Source organism: Flavitalea flava, assembly GCF_054461575.1.
Genome location: NZ_JBTLQH010000054.1, coordinates 13,447 through 28,914, shown reverse-complemented (window position 1 = coordinate 28,914; position 15,468 = coordinate 13,447). Strand labels below are relative to the sequence as shown.

14 protein-coding genes are annotated in these 15,468 nt (G+C 44.7%); 8 read left to right on the top strand and 6 right to left on the bottom strand.

Annotated features, from left to right (window positions below; translation table 11 throughout):
• Nucleotides 1-425 precede the first annotated feature (425 nt).
• A complete protein-coding gene (gene tatC / locus ACX0G9_RS27970) occupies nucleotides 426-1,283 on the top strand; it encodes a twin-arginine translocase subunit TatC (protein WP_459068284.1) in 858 nt (285 codons plus the stop codon).
• Nucleotides 1,284-1,434: 151 nt separating this feature from the next.
• On the opposite strand, the gene ACX0G9_RS27965 is transcribed toward tatC, so the two are convergent.
• Both ACX0G9_RS27965 and ACX0G9_RS27960 read right to left on the bottom strand, forming a co-directional pair.
• Nucleotides 1,435-1,956, bottom strand: a complete 522-nt coding sequence (locus tag ACX0G9_RS27965) for a tetratricopeptide repeat protein (RefSeq protein ID WP_459068283.1) — start codon at nucleotides 1,954-1,956, stop codon at nucleotides 1,435-1,437.
• Between the two features lie 27 nt (nucleotides 1,957-1,983).
• Complete coding sequence (locus ACX0G9_RS27960; protein WP_459068282.1) at nucleotides 1,984-2,958, bottom strand: deoxyhypusine synthase family protein; 975 nt, start codon at nucleotides 2,956-2,958, stop codon at nucleotides 1,984-1,986.
• A 481-nt stretch (nucleotides 2,959-3,439) separates the two neighbouring features.
• Here ACX0G9_RS27960 and ACX0G9_RS27955 point away from each other — a divergent pair, with 481 nt between their 5' ends.
• Entirely contained in the window at nucleotides 3,440-6,376 is a 2,937-nt protein-coding gene (locus tag ACX0G9_RS27955; RefSeq protein ID WP_459068281.1) for a NosD domain-containing protein, read from the top strand.
• A 24-nt stretch (nucleotides 6,377-6,400) separates the two neighbouring features.
• On the opposite strand, the gene ACX0G9_RS27950 is transcribed toward ACX0G9_RS27955, so the two are convergent.
• Together ACX0G9_RS27950 and ACX0G9_RS27945 are read right to left on the bottom strand one after the other, a co-directional pair.
• Nucleotides 6,401-6,781 carry a hypothetical protein gene (locus tag ACX0G9_RS27950; protein WP_459068280.1) on the bottom strand — a complete coding sequence of 127 codons (381 nt, stop codon included), beginning with the start codon at nucleotides 6,779-6,781 and terminating at the stop codon, nucleotides 6,401-6,403.
• A 146-nt stretch (nucleotides 6,782-6,927) separates the two neighbouring features.
• A complete protein-coding gene (locus ACX0G9_RS27945) occupies nucleotides 6,928-7,380 on the bottom strand; it encodes a hypothetical protein (protein WP_459068279.1) in 453 nt (150 codons plus the stop codon).
• Between the two features lie 768 nt (nucleotides 7,381-8,148).
• Here ACX0G9_RS27945 and ACX0G9_RS27940 point away from each other — a divergent pair.
• The 3 genes from ACX0G9_RS27940 (at nucleotide 8,149) to asnB (ending at nucleotide 11,342) form a co-directional block, all read left to right on the top strand.
• Entirely contained in the window at nucleotides 8,149-8,754 is a 606-nt protein-coding gene (locus ACX0G9_RS27940) for an acyl carrier protein phosphodiesterase (protein ID WP_459068278.1), read from the top strand.
• A 93-nt stretch (nucleotides 8,755-8,847) separates the two neighbouring features.
• Nucleotides 8,848-9,408 carry a DUF2911 domain-containing protein gene (locus ACX0G9_RS27935; protein WP_459068277.1) on the top strand — a complete coding sequence of 187 codons (561 nt, stop codon included), beginning with the start codon at nucleotides 8,848-8,850 and terminating at the stop codon, nucleotides 9,406-9,408.
• 86 nt (nucleotides 9,409-9,494) lie between these two features.
• Nucleotides 9,495-11,342, top strand: coding sequence for an asparagine synthase (glutamine-hydrolyzing) (gene asnB, locus ACX0G9_RS27930; RefSeq protein WP_459068276.1), 1,848 nt, complete (start codon nucleotides 9,495-9,497; stop codon nucleotides 11,340-11,342).
• 37 nt (nucleotides 11,343-11,379) lie between these two features.
• Here asnB and ACX0G9_RS27925 read toward each other — a convergent pair whose 3' ends face one another.
• A complete protein-coding gene (locus ACX0G9_RS27925; RefSeq protein ID WP_459068275.1) occupies nucleotides 11,380-11,844 on the bottom strand; it encodes a hypothetical protein in 465 nt (154 codons plus the stop codon).
• Nucleotides 11,845-12,200: 356 nt separating this feature from the next.
• On the opposite strand from ACX0G9_RS27925, the gene ACX0G9_RS27920 reads away from it, so the two are divergent.
• From ACX0G9_RS27920 to ACX0G9_RS27910, 3 genes are all read left to right on the top strand, one after another.
• A complete protein-coding gene (locus ACX0G9_RS27920) occupies nucleotides 12,201-13,346 on the top strand; it encodes a cystathionine gamma-synthase (RefSeq protein ID WP_459068274.1) in 1,146 nt (381 codons plus the stop codon).
• A 207-nt stretch (nucleotides 13,347-13,553) separates the two neighbouring features.
• Nucleotides 13,554-14,339 carry a TIGR02757 family protein gene (locus ACX0G9_RS27915; RefSeq protein WP_459068273.1) on the top strand — a complete coding sequence of 262 codons (786 nt, stop codon included), beginning with the start codon at nucleotides 13,554-13,556 and terminating at the stop codon, nucleotides 14,337-14,339.
• 77 nt (nucleotides 14,340-14,416) lie between these two features.
• Nucleotides 14,417-14,767 (top strand): hypothetical protein, encoded by a 351-nt coding sequence (locus tag ACX0G9_RS27910; RefSeq protein ID WP_459068272.1) that lies wholly within the window; start codon nucleotides 14,417-14,419, stop codon nucleotides 14,765-14,767.
• 26 nt (nucleotides 14,768-14,793) lie between these two features.
• Here the strand turns inward: ACX0G9_RS27910 and ACX0G9_RS27905 are convergent, their stop codons facing one another.
• Complete coding sequence (locus ACX0G9_RS27905; protein ID WP_459068271.1) at nucleotides 14,794-15,459, bottom strand: sterol desaturase family protein; 666 nt, start codon at nucleotides 15,457-15,459, stop codon at nucleotides 14,794-14,796.
• Between the last annotated feature and the right edge of the window lie 9 nt (nucleotides 15,460-15,468).

Here is a 15,468-nt window from a genome sequence, read left to right as displayed (position 1 = left end):
TGCTATTTCCCAAGAATTGTTAAAAGCCGCTTGTAAAGTTTAACCAATGTTAAGCCGTGGTTAAACAGGCCCGAATTCTTTTTCATACTGTACTTTTTATTGAATTTCGTTCTATCAAGGTACGAAGACGCCAAAAGCACGAAAAAGGCACTTACCTGACTGACAACCTTACCTTAAAAAATATTTTCTCTCTTTGTTTTGAGAGTATTTCTTTCATAGGTCAGTTAGGAGTAAACAATGCACTCTGTCATGGAGTGCTTGTTTTTTTTATATACCTATGCCAAGGTTGTCATTTTCAATTAACTTCGCGAAGCTTAGAGTAGCTTAAAGCTGCAAGCTTCAAGCTACAAGTGGCTATTTATAAGTATTTTTAGACCTAAAAATGTCTCGCTGAAAGCTTGCAGCTTGAAGCCAGTAGCTAAGAAATGGCATTAAATCTATTCAACCGGAATTCTCAGCAGGAAGAAATGTCTTTCGTGGACCACCTGGAGGCATTGCGCTGGCATATCGTACGATCCGCCTTTGCTATCGTGACCGTCGCTATAGTTATTTTTATTAATATGAACTGGATCTTTGACAAGATCATCCGTGGTCCGATCCGGAGCGATTTTGTCAGTTATGTCGGTTTGTGCAACCTGGGAAGGAAATTACATATGGGAGATGCCTTATGTCTCCAGTCCGTCAGCGGTCTGAGGCTGCAGACCACCCAGTTCAGTTCACAATTCATATCGAGCATCAATATTGCCATTATAGGCGGGTTTATCGTGGCTTTCCCATATATATTCTGGGAATTCTGGCGCTTTGTCAAACCGGCCCTTTCCGCCAAGGAAAAGAAAAGCAGCCGTGGCGCCATTTTTTTTGTGACCTTTTTCTTTTTATTAGGAGTCTCCTTCGGTTATTTTCTCCTGGCCCCTTTCACCTTTAGTTTTCTCGCGAATTATTCGGTAGGAGCCCCGGGTGCCATTCAGACCGTACCTACCCTGGATGATTATATAGAAAATCTGATAGATATCATTATAGGATCGGGGCTGGCCTTTCAGTTACCCCTGATCAGTTATGTACTGACACGGATCGGACTGATTACGCCCAGTTTCCTGCGTACCTACCGAAAATATGCGTATGTGGCGATTCTTTTCGTAGCAGCCATCATTACCCCTTCGCCGGACTGGATGAGTCAGACGATCGTGGCCCTTCCCCTGATCCTTTTATACGAACTGAGTATCCGCATCTCTATTCGGGTCAGCAAGGAAATGGCCAAAAAAGATAAAGAAGAATGGAGCTAATGAGTAGCTGCAAGGCTTAGGCTACAAGTTGCAAGCTTCAGCTGCAAGTTTGGCAAGGGAGGATAAAAGCTTCAGATAAGATATAAGAAAAAGGCAGGCGTAAGAAGGATTTCCTTAATTACGCCTGCCTTTTTTTATTAAATAAATTCCTTTATTCCGCGGTTTTCACGTTTTCTGTGTGTTTTTTCCAGATCTCCCGCTTCATTTCACATCTTTCGATATCCAGTTTGAAGTCCCTGATCTTCTCATCGTGCTGACTGACGAGCATGGCTTTTTCAAAATAAAAGATAGCCTTGTCGAATTCCAGCTTCAGTTCCTCGGCCAGGGCGTAACGGCCAAAAACCCATGATTTGTCCACTGTCCGGATCCGCTGGCATTTTTCCAGGTGGTAATTCAATTCCGAATATCTTTCCATATCCTGGTAAAGGGCAGCCAGGTGAAAATAAGCATGCGGATAGGAAGGATCGCAGCGGATTGCCGTCAGAAAATGGTTTTCTGCCTTGCCATAATCGTCAAATTGTGTCTTGTAGAGCCATCCCATCGAATTGTGGGCCGGAGCGCTGTCCGGCTCTTCATAAAGGATGCTCTCGTATTTTTTAAATGCTTCTGCGTAATGATTATTCTTAATATCCGCTTCCGCCTCGAGATAAAGTTCTTCTGAATTTGTATTCATATTCTATTCGGATAATTTTTTTCCTGCTTACCATCCGAGCACCCAGGCAAAGATCAATGGGGCTACAATGGTGGCATCGCTTTCAACAATAAATTTAGGGGTGTTGATATCCAGTTTGCCCCAGGTAATCTTTTCATTCGGAACGGCCCCGGAATAAGATCCATATGAAGTCGTGGAGTCCGAAATCTGGCAAAAATAGCTCCAGAAGGGCACATCATGCCATTCCAGATCCTGGTACATCATCGGTACAACGCAAATGGGGAAATCCCCGGCGATACCACCTCCGATCTGGAAGAACCCAACACCTTTTCCGCCACTGTTCTCTCGGTACCAGCCGGCCAGCCAGGCCATATATTCAATACCGCTCTTAACGGTACTGGCTTTCAATTCATTCTTAATGACATAACTGGCAAAAATATTTGCGGTCGTGCTGTCTTCCCAGCCTGGAACAACGATAGGAATATTCTTTTTTGCGGCAGCTATGATCCAGCTATCCTTCGGATCGATCTCATAATATTGTTCCAGATCTCCGCTGAGAACGACTTTATATAAAAATTCATGGGGGAAATAGCGCTCACCACTGGCTTCGGCGTCTTTCCAGGCCTTTACCAGGTGTTTTTGCAAACGGCGGAAGGCCTCTTCCTCCGGAATACAGGTATCCGTAACACGGTTATAATGATTTTCCAGTAAGTTCCATTCGTCCTGGGGGGTCAGATCACGGTAATTCGGTACTCTTTTATAGTGACTATGGGCAACCAGATTCATCACATCCTCTTCCAGGTTGGCTCCCGTGCAGCTAATAATCTGAATTTTGTCCTGGCGGATCATTTCGGCCAGGGAAATCCCCAATTCTGCGGTACTCATTGCTCCGGCAATGGTAACCATCATTTTACCGCCTTCCAGCAAATGAGTTTCATATCCTTTGGCAGCGTCCACCAGGGCTGCGGAGTTAAAATGCCGGTAATGATGTTCTACGAATTGCGAGATTGGTCCTTTGTTCATAATAATGATTGTTTTGATCCGTGATTCGAATTAAGCCGCAAAAGTAGATTTTTTTAGGGAATTGGGTTATTTCTTAAACTTTCATAAAAATCCCTTTGGTAGTTTATATTGACCTTGTGAGGAGGGGCTAATAACTTTTGTTAGCCATTTTAACGTTGACAAAATAAGAGTCCCGCGTTTGATCTGCGGTTTTTACGAATTTTAAGGCCCTTTTCCCACACGTTGTAAATATTTTACATTTTATTAATATTTAAGTAATTTTATACAATTAAATTTCTCCAGGCAAATCGCAAAAAGAGCGGCACCAGCCATTAGGTAACAGGCAGAAGGACATTTTCTCCAGTCAAAGTCCCAATAGCACCCTTTTGAATCATTTAAGTTTCCCGGATCGCACTTAATGCAAAAGTCTTTTCTTCATCCTATTGGTATCCATTCCATATCCTGCCGAGCATTCCTATTCTTCACCGTTAAATCAAAGACAATGAAAATCCCTCTACACAACCGGTTTTTACTTTATCTGATCGGGGCAATCGCTTTCCCCGTCTTGATGCTGATGCCTGCTAAATCCCGGGGGCAGGGCAGTTCAATGACTTTCGTGGTCAATGTCATGGGAGATGAAGCAGACCCGGACGCAGACAATTTTAGTGATGGTCATTGCGACGTCGATCCGAATACGCCCGGCGACCAATGTACGCTGAGGGCTGCCATTCAAAACCATAATGCCAACCGTAACCTTCCCCAGAATCAGATAAATTTTGCCATTCTGAATGCGCCTGGTTCGGGCAGCATCGTGATCAAGGTAGGCAGCACAGGCTTGGGTCCTTTACCCCCCATCCTTGGCTCGGTAATCATAACTGCCCTTAATAATGATCCGGGGCAGGGGGGCTCCAGTCGCCATATCGAGATTGATGGCAGCGCGGCAGGGGGCAACGCCATAGGCTTGCAGCTTTTGGGAGGACAGTGCGTGATCTCCTTTTTTATCATTAACAGCTTTTCTTCGCACGGCATCTATATTGCAGGGACGCCTCCGCCAGGGGATGGGGGGCATCAGCTGGAAGGGAATTATATCGGAACTGACAGCACCGGTTCAGTAGACAAGGGCAATGGCGGAGACGGGATCTTCATCGATAATACCCCAGGCAATACCATCGGCGGAAAAGGAATACGGCTGAATATCATATCAGCCAATAAAGGCTATGGGATCCATATTGCAGGCAAAGATTCGTCGGTAACAGGACAGGCTAATGGAGGAACCAACAATTTGGCGAAAGGCAATATCATCGGGCTGGACCGTTCAACCCAGAAGCTATTGCCCAACGGGCTGGATGCTGTAATACTGGAAGATGCACCCAACAACTCCATCGGAGGTTCCGGCCAGAATGATGGGAATACAATAGGAGGGACTAAAAACGGCGTGACCGTCAGCGGAAATTTTTCCGAAGGCATTAAAATACAAGGAAATTTCATTGGACTGGATGGGACGGGAGCCAAGTTTACCGCAGGGATTTTTGCCCGGGGGGGTAAACAACTTTCCGTTGAAGGGAATATTCTGACGAATATTGACGGTGTCGGTGTAGACCTGTTCCTGGATGCAAGCGGCAATTATAGGCTTCTTAAGAATAGGTTTGACGGCGACATGAAGGTTGGCAGCAAATTCAGATTCGGGCCCGGACGGACAATAGATATTTCCTACCAAAATAATTTTCACACAAATAATGGCCTTGCCTTCGACGTACAGGAATCTGTCAGCGGCAATATAAACTGGATCGTTGCCGGTGATACCATTCGCGCCGGACAGGCAGGCGCTAATATTATCTTCAGTGCAGCCGGCAACAAGAATTTTACAGCCAACCGATGGGAAGGTAACGCCGGAGTCGGCTTTGCTTTTGCGGCTAATATCGCCCCTGGTGTACAAGCCAAACTTATCCAGACATCAGAGGTATTCGCCAATAATACTCAAGGTGGGGTAAGCGGTAAAATCAATGCCGGTGGAGAATTAAGTATTACCATGGCCGATATCACAGGTACCGGCAATGGGAAAGATGGATGCTCGCTAAATTTCGTGGTAGGTGGCGGTGCGAGTGTAATCCTGAATTCCACGGGAAACAAATATTCTCTGAACGGTTTTGCGGGATTGAGATTAGTCGGTGACGGATTGAACGCGGACCTGGTCCAGGTATTTATTGAAAAGGATATCTTCGATCACAATATACTCGCTGGGATCAACCTGCTTAACATGAAGCTAAGACACAGCATTGACAATAGTACGATCACCAATAATGGCGGCCCTGGTATTGAATTGGAAGGTATCAGCGATGTGAGGATCGACGGCAATACTATTGCCAGCAATTCCGTGGGCATTCTGATCAACGATGCTGCTACGGGTTCCATCAGCAGCAATACGATAACAGGTAATGGCCAAGGCATTGCCCTGGCAGGATCAGGCACCGGCATAACAATAAGCGGCAACTCCATTTTCGGGAACACCGGCCTGGGAATCGATCTGGGTAACGACGGTGTAACTCCTAACCACGTGGGTGGCCCCATACCCGGGCCAAACAATTTTCAGAATCACCCGGTATTGACGAGTGCAAATATGAAAGGCCCGGATTTCATGATCAAAGGCACCCTGAACAGTGCCGCGAACGCCTTGTTCCGGGTGGAGTTCTTTTCCAATACGGCCTGCAATGCGTCGGGATTCGGAGACGGAGAGACCTTCCTTGGATTTAAACTGCTAACTACGGATGCAACAGGGAATATTGCCTTTTCGGACACGATAACAGGTGCATCTATTTCCGGCAATTCCGTTATCACTTCTATAGCTACCGATTCGACCGGCAACTCCAGTGAGTTCAGCGGATGCATCCAGTCCATTGTCCTGCCGCTCCAGCTGATCTCCTTCACGGCAACGGCGAACACAGGCACAGTGACATTAAATTGGAATACTTCCGGGGAAATGAACACACGATATTTTAGTGTCCAGCGCAGTGAAGACGGATTGATATTTAATCAGCTGGGACAGGTGCCGGCAGCAGGCAGATCTGCATTGCCACAGAGCTACAGCTTTATCGACCGACAGCCTCTACAGAGCGTAAACTATTATCGGCTAAGGATGGTTGACCTGGATAGTGCATTTACTTATAGTAAAATAATCGCTGCCATGAAGGGTCCATACCTGAATAATCTTTCGCTGTATCCCGACCCTGCATCAAATGAAATAAAAATACGTCTATCGGCCGGGGGCTTGTTTAATTTCAAATTGACAGACGGCAGCGGTCGGATTGTTAGGGAAGGAGTCCTGCATTCGATCCGTAATGACGCGACCATCCTGGACATCAGTGATCTGCCGGCGAATGTATACATCTTGATTATACAGGATTCCGGAAAAATACTCTATAGGAAATTCATAAAGCAATAAACCATACCCCCCCGGCTAAGCCGTCTATTCAGTATCCACGATAGAAAAATACAGTTGGAATTCCGCCAGTGAACCTACGACATTGGGCAGGTCACAAACTAGACCGGCCTTTTCAAGGATGACGATCTTTTGTTTATTGCCTTTTGAAAAATCTCGGATATACTTTTTCTTCTTTCCGAGATTTTCCTCATTGAAAAAGGAATGAAAAACCAGGAGCTTTTTGTCTATCTCGGCCCGGCTAATTCCATATATTATGCCGACCTGGTAAAAGAATTCCTCCGGCGTAACGAAATCTAACAAAAATCCTATATCCAGATAGGAAGAGGTAGACGACTTCCAATCCTCCGATCTGCCGACTACGCCCCGAAACTCCCCTTTCCTATTGGTCGATTTTTGGATATTCAATAGGTCCTGTCATTATATATATTTTCAATATTGCTTAAGGTGATCGTAAATCGGCCTTCTTCAAAAAGTCAAAAGTCCTGTAAAAACAGGACCCTTGTTCCAACTAAAACCAACTTGAGAAATCGTTCTCTATTGCTGTGTGTTTGTTATTGTATGTCTTTTTTCATTTTTGAAAATACGTTCCAGCCGTTGGGGCCATTTGATTCCAAAACGATCTTTTTGTCTGCATTTTCAAGTGTAACATAATACGTCGTTTGATCATTGGATGCAGTTTCGAACAGATCAGAGATCCAGAATCCGCTGTAGGTGTTCTTCAATTCGGTCAGCAGATTGATAGGAAGCTGTGATGAAGTAATGTTCCGAATGACGGCGGTCAGTTCCCCAGCGTTATTGTAATACGCGAACAAGACCTGGTCGTTCATGGTAAAGGTGGCCTTTACATAAGTTTGGCTTTGTTCCCATTGAACATTCTTGGCACTGGTAAATTCTTTGTTGAAGGATTTCTGAGCCTGTAAAGTAATAACATCATCATTTTTTGCAGCGAAAGTGCTGATTCCCATCATAAGCACTGTGGCGAGGGATAAAATAATCTTTTTCATTTTTTTGTTCTTTTATAATTTAAAATAGTTGTTTCCGAATTTTCTCATTTAAGTCTCCGGCCGAAGCCTTTTCATATTCCTACACATATAAGACGCAAGCTTTTTTCCGATGTTGCAGATTTTTGAAAATTTATTTTTCTTATGTAAAAGGGCACTAGCCCTTTTATGCCCGTTAGGGCCGACATTGTTGAATAAGTGGGGCTGGTTTACTTTTCCAAAAAAACCGCCCCACTTATTCTTTCTGCTTGTGATCTATGTAAAGAGCTTCGTTCTAACCTGTATTCTATAAAAGGGCACCGCCCTTTAAGCCCGTAAGGGCCGACATTATTGATTAAGTGGGGCGGTTTACTTTTCCAAAAAAACTGCCCCACTTAATCAGACGCAAGCTTTTTTCCGATGTTGCAGATTTTTGAAAATTTATTTTTCTTTTTTTCTTTCTGCCTGTGATCTATGTAAAGAGCTTCGTTCTAACCTGTATTCTATAAAGGGCACCGCCCTTTAAGCCCGTAAGGGCCGACATTATTGATTAAGTGGGGCGGTTTACTTTTCCCAAAAAACCGCCCCACTTAATCAGACGCGGTAAAATTATTTTTGTTACACTCATCCTGCAAGCCAATAGGGACCAATGGTGACCCTTGTTAAGCATTATTAATAAATCGTGCTTTCATCCTTGCTGGAAACCGCTTATCCCGGAGAGAGTGAGCAAACCTTGAATATCGGGAGTAAATTCCCGGAAATGGAACTCGTAAAATCATGTAAATTGTAGAAATGAATTATTTAGCGCATGCGTACCTCTCTTTTGGTGAACCGGAGATTTTAGTGGGGAACCTGATCAGTGATTTTGTAAAAGGGAAAAAGAAGCTTGACTATTCTCCAGGCATCCAGAAAGGCATTACCCTACACCGGGCTATCGATACGTTTACCGATTCTCACGAAACGACCCGACAGGCCAAACAATTTTTCCAAAAGGCCTATAGATTATACTCCGGAGCCTTAACTGATGTTGTCTATGATCATTTTTTGGCCAGAGACCCTAATGAATTTCCCGGGGGCGGGCTGGCGGTGTTCGCAGAAAAGACTTACCAGCAGCTAAGCCCCTTTCAAAACGTGTTTCCGGAACGATTTTCCCGGATGTTCCCTTATATGCGTTCTCAGAATTGGTTATTCCATTATCAGTTTAAAGAAGGGATCTTTAATAGCTTTGCCGGCCTTGCCAGGAGGGCCGCCTATATGCCCGGTGCTGAAATGGCCTGCCAGATCTTTGAGGAGCATTATACAGCATTGGAAGCCTGTTATTACGAATTTTTCCCGTCCCTTAGGGCTTTCACCAGTAATACGTTACAGAACTTGCAGCACTCCGGGAATAGTGGATAGTTACCAAAATATAATTCCTGCCCTTTTTATAACCCGGTAGGAATGAACTAAATTTGCCTTGTTATTAATTTACATACGAATAATCGACCCGGCATGAAAAAAATAGTCTTGTTAGCCGGTTTATTGACCGGCATGATCCTGGCAAATGCTCAGACAAAAAGCGCGGCACTGGATAGCTCTCCTTTGGATATCTGTTATTTTCCGGCGGATTATCCCGTCCTTAAGATACAGGATAAAGTGACGGATCCTTTGATTGCCAGGGTAGTATACAGCCGTCCGCAAAAAAAAGGTAGAAAACTCTTCGGTGAACTGGTAGGATATGGACAAGTTTGGAGGTTGGGAGCTAATGAAGCTACGGAGATTGAGTTTTTCAAGGATGTAAAGGTGGATGGGAAAAAAGTCAAAAAGGGGCGTTATACCCTTTATGCGCTGGTAGATACGGATAAATGGACATTCATATTGAATAAGGAAACCGATACCTGGGGTGCTTTCCGGTATGATCCCAAAAAAGATGTGCTGCGCACCCAGGTCCCCATACAAAAACAAAACGAGATCACGGAAACCTTTTCCATAGCATTCATTAAGAACAAGAGCGGGGCCGACCTGGAGATCGATTGGGACGATATTCAGGCAAAACTACCTATCAGTTGGTAATCCAGCTTGTGTTTGTGCATTGAATTTGTTAAGTTTACAGATGGGCAAGATTACTTATATCCTCTATTTAGCCCATACTATTTAATATGTGCGGCATTGCAGGCATTCTATCTCCGGATCCGGGAAATATTACCCGGGAGCGTTTGCAAAAAATGACAGACGCCATCGCTCACAGAGGCCCGGATGGGGAAGGGATCTGGATCAGCGGATCGGGTCTCATTGGCCTGGGGCACAGGAGATTATCTATTATCGATCTAAGCGCGGCAGCAGCTCAGCCCATGCACTATCTGGACCGTTATACCATCAGCCATAACGGGGAGATCTATAATTATCTTGAATTAAAGAAGCTTTTGCAGTCTAAGGGATATTCTTTCAATACCCGCTCCGATACGGAGGTAATTTTGGCAGCATATGATCATTATGGCCCTACTTGTCTGCAATATTTTGATGGTATGTTTGCCTTTGCCATATGGGATGAAAAAGAGAAGAAATTATTTATTGCCAGGGACCGTTTTGGCGAAAAGCCGCTCTATTTCTACCGGGATGCCAGGCAGTTCCTTTTCGCCAGCGAAATGAAGGCTCTTTGGGCAGCCGGCATAAAAAAGGAAAGCAACCGGAAAATGCTTTTTAATTTCATTACGATAGGGTATACCCAAAATCCGGCCAATGGATTTGAAACATTTTTTTCCGGTATTTCCAAACTTCCTGCGAGGTCATACCTGGTATACGACTCGACCAGGCATGAGCTGGAAACCACTCTATACTGGGATATTGAAATTGAGAACACCAATTCTTTAAGTGAAGAAAATGCGATCGGGCAATTTAACGGTCTGCTTTCAGCCTCTGTACACAAACGGCTTAGAAGTGATGTTGCGGTGGGAACCAGTTTGAGCGGAGGTTTGGACAGTTCTTCTGTGGTAGCGACCATTTTGGCGCAACCGGATTTTACCAAAAAACTAAAGAGTTTTTCCGCAATCTTTCCTGGTTTTGAAAAGGATGAATCCCCATTCATCCGGATCATGACCGATCATTTTCCGATCGAGAACCATTCCATTACTCCGGACGCAGATGGTCTGATCCGTGATTTTGAGAAACTGATCTACCACCAGGAAGAACCATTTGCTTCTTCCAGCATCTATGCTCAATACAAAGTATTCGGGCTGGCCGGCAGCCATAATATAAAAGTCCTTATGGATGGCCAGGGGGCAGACGAGCTGCTGGCCGGTTATCATAAGTATTATCATTGGTATTGGCAGGAATTATACAGGAATGATAAAAAAGCCTTCGCCCTTGAACTGGAGGCATCCAGGGAATCCGGGGTCAATGATCGCTGGACCTGGCGGAACAAGCTGGCAGCAAACTTACCCGTCTATGCAGGAATATTTTTAAAGAAAAAAAGGACAGCACAACAGCGGAGGAACAAAGATCTTTCAAAAGACTTCATTGAACATTTCGGAGTTTCTTATTACGATATCCCCCATTTTGATAAGTTGAGTGGTATTCTCTATTACAACACATTTATGAATGGAATGGAAGAGTTGCTCCGTTATGCAGATCGCAATTCCATGGCCCATGGTGTGGAAGTCCGTCTTCCGTTTCTGGACCATGAGCTGGTTGAGTTTTTATTTTCGATCCCTTCTCATTTCAAGATTCGGGAGGGATGGACAAAATGGTTGCTTAGAATGAGTATGGAAGCTACGCTCCCCAAAGAGATCGTCTGGCGTAAAGACAAGACCGGATATGAACCGCCTCAGCAATTATGGATGCAACATCCCATATTACAGGAATATATACATGAGGCCAGGAGGAATCTTGTAAATGCCGGTATTTTACAATCAGCCGTATTGAACAAAAAAATTCAGCCGCAAGTGGCACATGCGGCTGAAAATCAGGATTGGCGGTATCTGGCTACGGCAGCTTGCCTGAAGCTGTAAAAAGATAATATCTTTTTTAGTGTCTGACCGGGTCTGCTCAGGGAGCTTTCTTATATTTTTCGACAACCTGCATACTGCCGCTTGCGTTTGATTTTACGGTGATCCAGTTCTTATCGTCTTCCAGCTTGATATAATAGTCGACATTGGAATCACTGGTCATTTCGGTTACGCCGAAAATCTTTTTATCAGCATATTTCTTTTGCACTTTGTGAAGTATATTGATCGGAAGATTGTTCTCCGAGTAATACCGCAGGGAACTGATAAAATTTCCGTCCATATCATAATCGATCTTGGTCAGAACGCCATTCTCCTTAAAATTCACGGTGTATTTTTCTCCCGTCTCCAGCCATTTAACTTCCTGGGCGTTCGGGAAGGTGTTCTTAAATGTTTGCAATACTTTTTCGCTGATCACCAGGCCGTCAAAGGCAAAGGCTCCTGCAGATACAGACAACAGGATAGCTAGCGTGAGCAGCTGTTTCCTGAGATTTTTAATCGGTTTCATGGTTGTACTTTTTTAAATAAATTGATGAAATGGATAGATTAGAGAAGCAAAGCTATCCTCATTTACAACCGGAGTCAAGTCAATATACATGTCTGGTATAAAAGATTTTTTACCATGCCTGAGTCAAAAATTATCCTTTCCGACCAAAGGCGGTAAAAAAAGTTTTAAGACCTATCAAAAGAGGCGTGAAGTTGTATTTTCCAATGTTATGTCTGAGGGGTTAAGTTTTTGTTAAACTACAATGACGGAATTTCAAACTGGTATTTTCCGGTGCTAACCATAACGGTTGGCTTGCTGGTACTCCAAACCAATGTACCTTTAGTCCTATTAATAATAAACTTTAACCAGTTACGCATATGAAGCTTTCGACCAAAATGATCCATGCCGGCGTAGAGCCCGATCCCAGTACAGGCGCCATCATGACACCCATATACCAAACCTCCACTTATGTACAGTCCGCTCCGGGCCAGCACAAGGGATATGAATATGCCCGTTCCCAGAATCCAACGCGTAAAGCGTTGGAAACGGCAATAGCGCATATCGAGAATGGGAAATTCGGCTTGTGTTTCAGCAGCGGGGTTGCCGCAACCGATGCCGTCCTTCGTTTATTGGAACCGGGCGATGAAGTGATCGCTGCCAATGATATGTATGGCGGAACCTACCGGCTGTTCACTAAGATCTTCGAGAGGGCGGGTATTCGTTTTCATTTTGTGAATATGCAGGAGGCAGGTAATATTAAATCCTTTATAACCTCCAAAACCAAGCTGATCTGGGCAGAGACCCCAACCAATCCCCTGATGAATATCATTGACATCATGGCCTTGGCGGATATTGCCAAAGAACATAAGGTTCTCCTCTGTGTCGACAATACGTTTGCCTCCCCCTATCTCCAAAATCCCCTGGATCTTGGAGCGGATATCGTATTACATTCCGCCACCAAATACCTGGGTGGGCATAGTGATGTGATCCATGGATGCCTGGTCATGAATGATCCGGACCTGAGGGAAAAACTATATTTTATCCAGAAAAGCTGCGGAGCCGTTCCGGGGCCGCAGGATTGTTTTTTGGTGCTAAGGGGGATAAAAACTTTACATGTTCGTATGGACAGGCATTGTGAGAACGGAGAAAAGGTCGCCCATTTCCTGCGTAACCACCCGGCAGTCGGAAAGGTCTATTGGTGTGGATTCGAGGATCATCCCGGTTATGCGATCGCCAAAAAACAAATGCGGGGTTTTGGTGGTATGATGAGCTTTACCTTAAAAGACGACAGCCTGGAAAGGGCGACGAAAGTATTGTCTTCCACCAAACTTTTTGCTTTGGCGGAAAGCCTGGGTGGCGTCGAATCGCTGATTAATCACCCTGCCAGCATGACCCATGCTTCCATTCCCAGGGAAGAACGGATAAAAAACGGGTTAAGCGATTCTCTGATCCGGTTAAGTGTGGGTATCGAAGATGCCGGCGACCTGATCGAGGACCTGGAAAAGGCAATCGGGAGGCCGTAGTTAAGGGCAGGGAAGTTCTTGGAAAATATAACTTCCCTGCCCTTAACCGCTTATGTCTGGGCTTACAGCCCGGTTTGTGACTGTGTCACAAATTAACCGAAGGGTAGTTCTTGGAAAATATAACTACCCTTCGGTTAACCTCTAATGATGAGCCTCCGGCTATTGTGACCGTGTCACAAAAGAACCGAAGGGAAAAAAGGATGACTTATGCGATTGGATCAAAAAAACATTAAAGATTTCCTGGACAAAAAGGTTAATGAATATAACCAGCCTTCTTTCATTATTAAGGACCCGGTCAGTATTCCCCGGAGGTTCAGCAAAAAGCAGGATATCGAGATAGCCGGGTTTTTCGCGGCTATATTCTCCTGGGGCAATCGGACTACCATCATACAGAAGGCGGGAGAACTGATGCAACTGATGGACAATGCCCCTCACCAGTTCATCCTGCAACACAAGGACCGGCATTTGAAGAAAATGATGGAGTTTAAACACAGGACCTTTAATGCCACTGATCTATATTACTTTATCGAGTTTTTCAAGCACCATTATTCGAAATACGATTCGCTGGAAGATGCTTTTTTAAGACGGGACGATCCGGGATCAGCATCCGGAACAACAGGGGAGGCCCTGACCCGGTTTTATACTTATTTTTTCTCCCTGGAGGATGCCCCTCACCGGACTCGTAAGCATATCGCAAGCCCGGAAAAAAACTCAAGCTGTAAAAGGCTGAATATGTACCTAAGGTGGATGGTAAGAAAAGATGCTAATGGAGTGGATTTCGGGATCTGGGAGCGAATGTCCCCTTCTGCCCTAATCTGCCCGCTGGACGTGCATGTTGCCCGTGTTGCCAAACGATTGGGCTTACTGACCCGGACGCAATCGGACTGGCAGGCAGCACAGGAATTAACCGATTACCTCGTTTTATTGGATAAGGACGATCCCGTGAAATACGATTTTGCCCTGTTCGGATTGGGCGTGATGGAAAAATTCTAAGGAGAAATAACAACGACAGATAGAAAATGAACCAGGCAAACAATTAAAAGCAATTCCTTATACTATATCCAAATACAATGGACAAACCGGAAAAACAGGAAGTGAATAGCGTGGAGCTTATCCAGGACCTGAACCGGTCTTACGAGTTACAATTTGCAGAATATCTTACCGCGGAAGAATTAGAAACTCTTTTGGCTGAAAAACTCAATATGCTGATCCGTCAGGACTTTAATACCCTTGTCCAGCTTTTGTACCGGATCGATATCAATGAGTCCCGTCTTCGTGGGTTGTTAGCGGAAAATGCAGGAGAAGATGCCGGCAGGATTATGGCCCGTTTGATCATTGAAAGACAATGGCAGAAAATTCAGACCCGAAAAAAATATACACCTCCCGGCCCCCTGAAGGAGGAGGAAGAGGAGAAGTGGTAAAAACTGACTCCCCTTTAGGTTGTGGGTTAATACATCAATTCCTTTACTTTTTCCTTATCCTCTTTTGTCTCTTTTTCTTTATTGAGATCGAACATGGTTCCGAAGACATGGTCCCAGATCGTACAGCTTACCCCGAATCCGCGGTGATCGTCTTTATAATGATGCAGATGATGATTGCGCCAGAGAGGTTTCATCCATTTAAAAGGAGGATTCCAGGCATGGATCGCATAATGCATACTGCCATACATCAGGTAGCCCAGCATAAACCCGGGCCAGAACATAAAAGTATAATTCCAGATAACCAGGTACATGAGCAGGAAAATCACGGAAGATATGATCAGACTGGGAACGGGGGGCATAAATAAACGCTCCTTATCCCTGGGAAAATGATGGTGATTACCGTGCATCACATAAACTATCTTTCTGGCCCTTTCACTGTCAGCTACCCAATGAAAGGCAAAACGGTGCATCAGGTATTCAAAAAAGGTCCAGAACAACATACCCCCCAGGAAGGTGAGGACGATCCCTGTCAGTGAAAATCCTAGCTTGGATGCACTGTGATACAGTAAATAGCCTTGAATAGGCAGGTACATGCCCCAAATCACCAAAGGATGGGTCTTGGTGAGCATTTCCAGGTATTGGTTCTTAAACAACTGTGCCTGGCCTTTATTATGTATCTTTTCGAACTTCATTATTCAGGT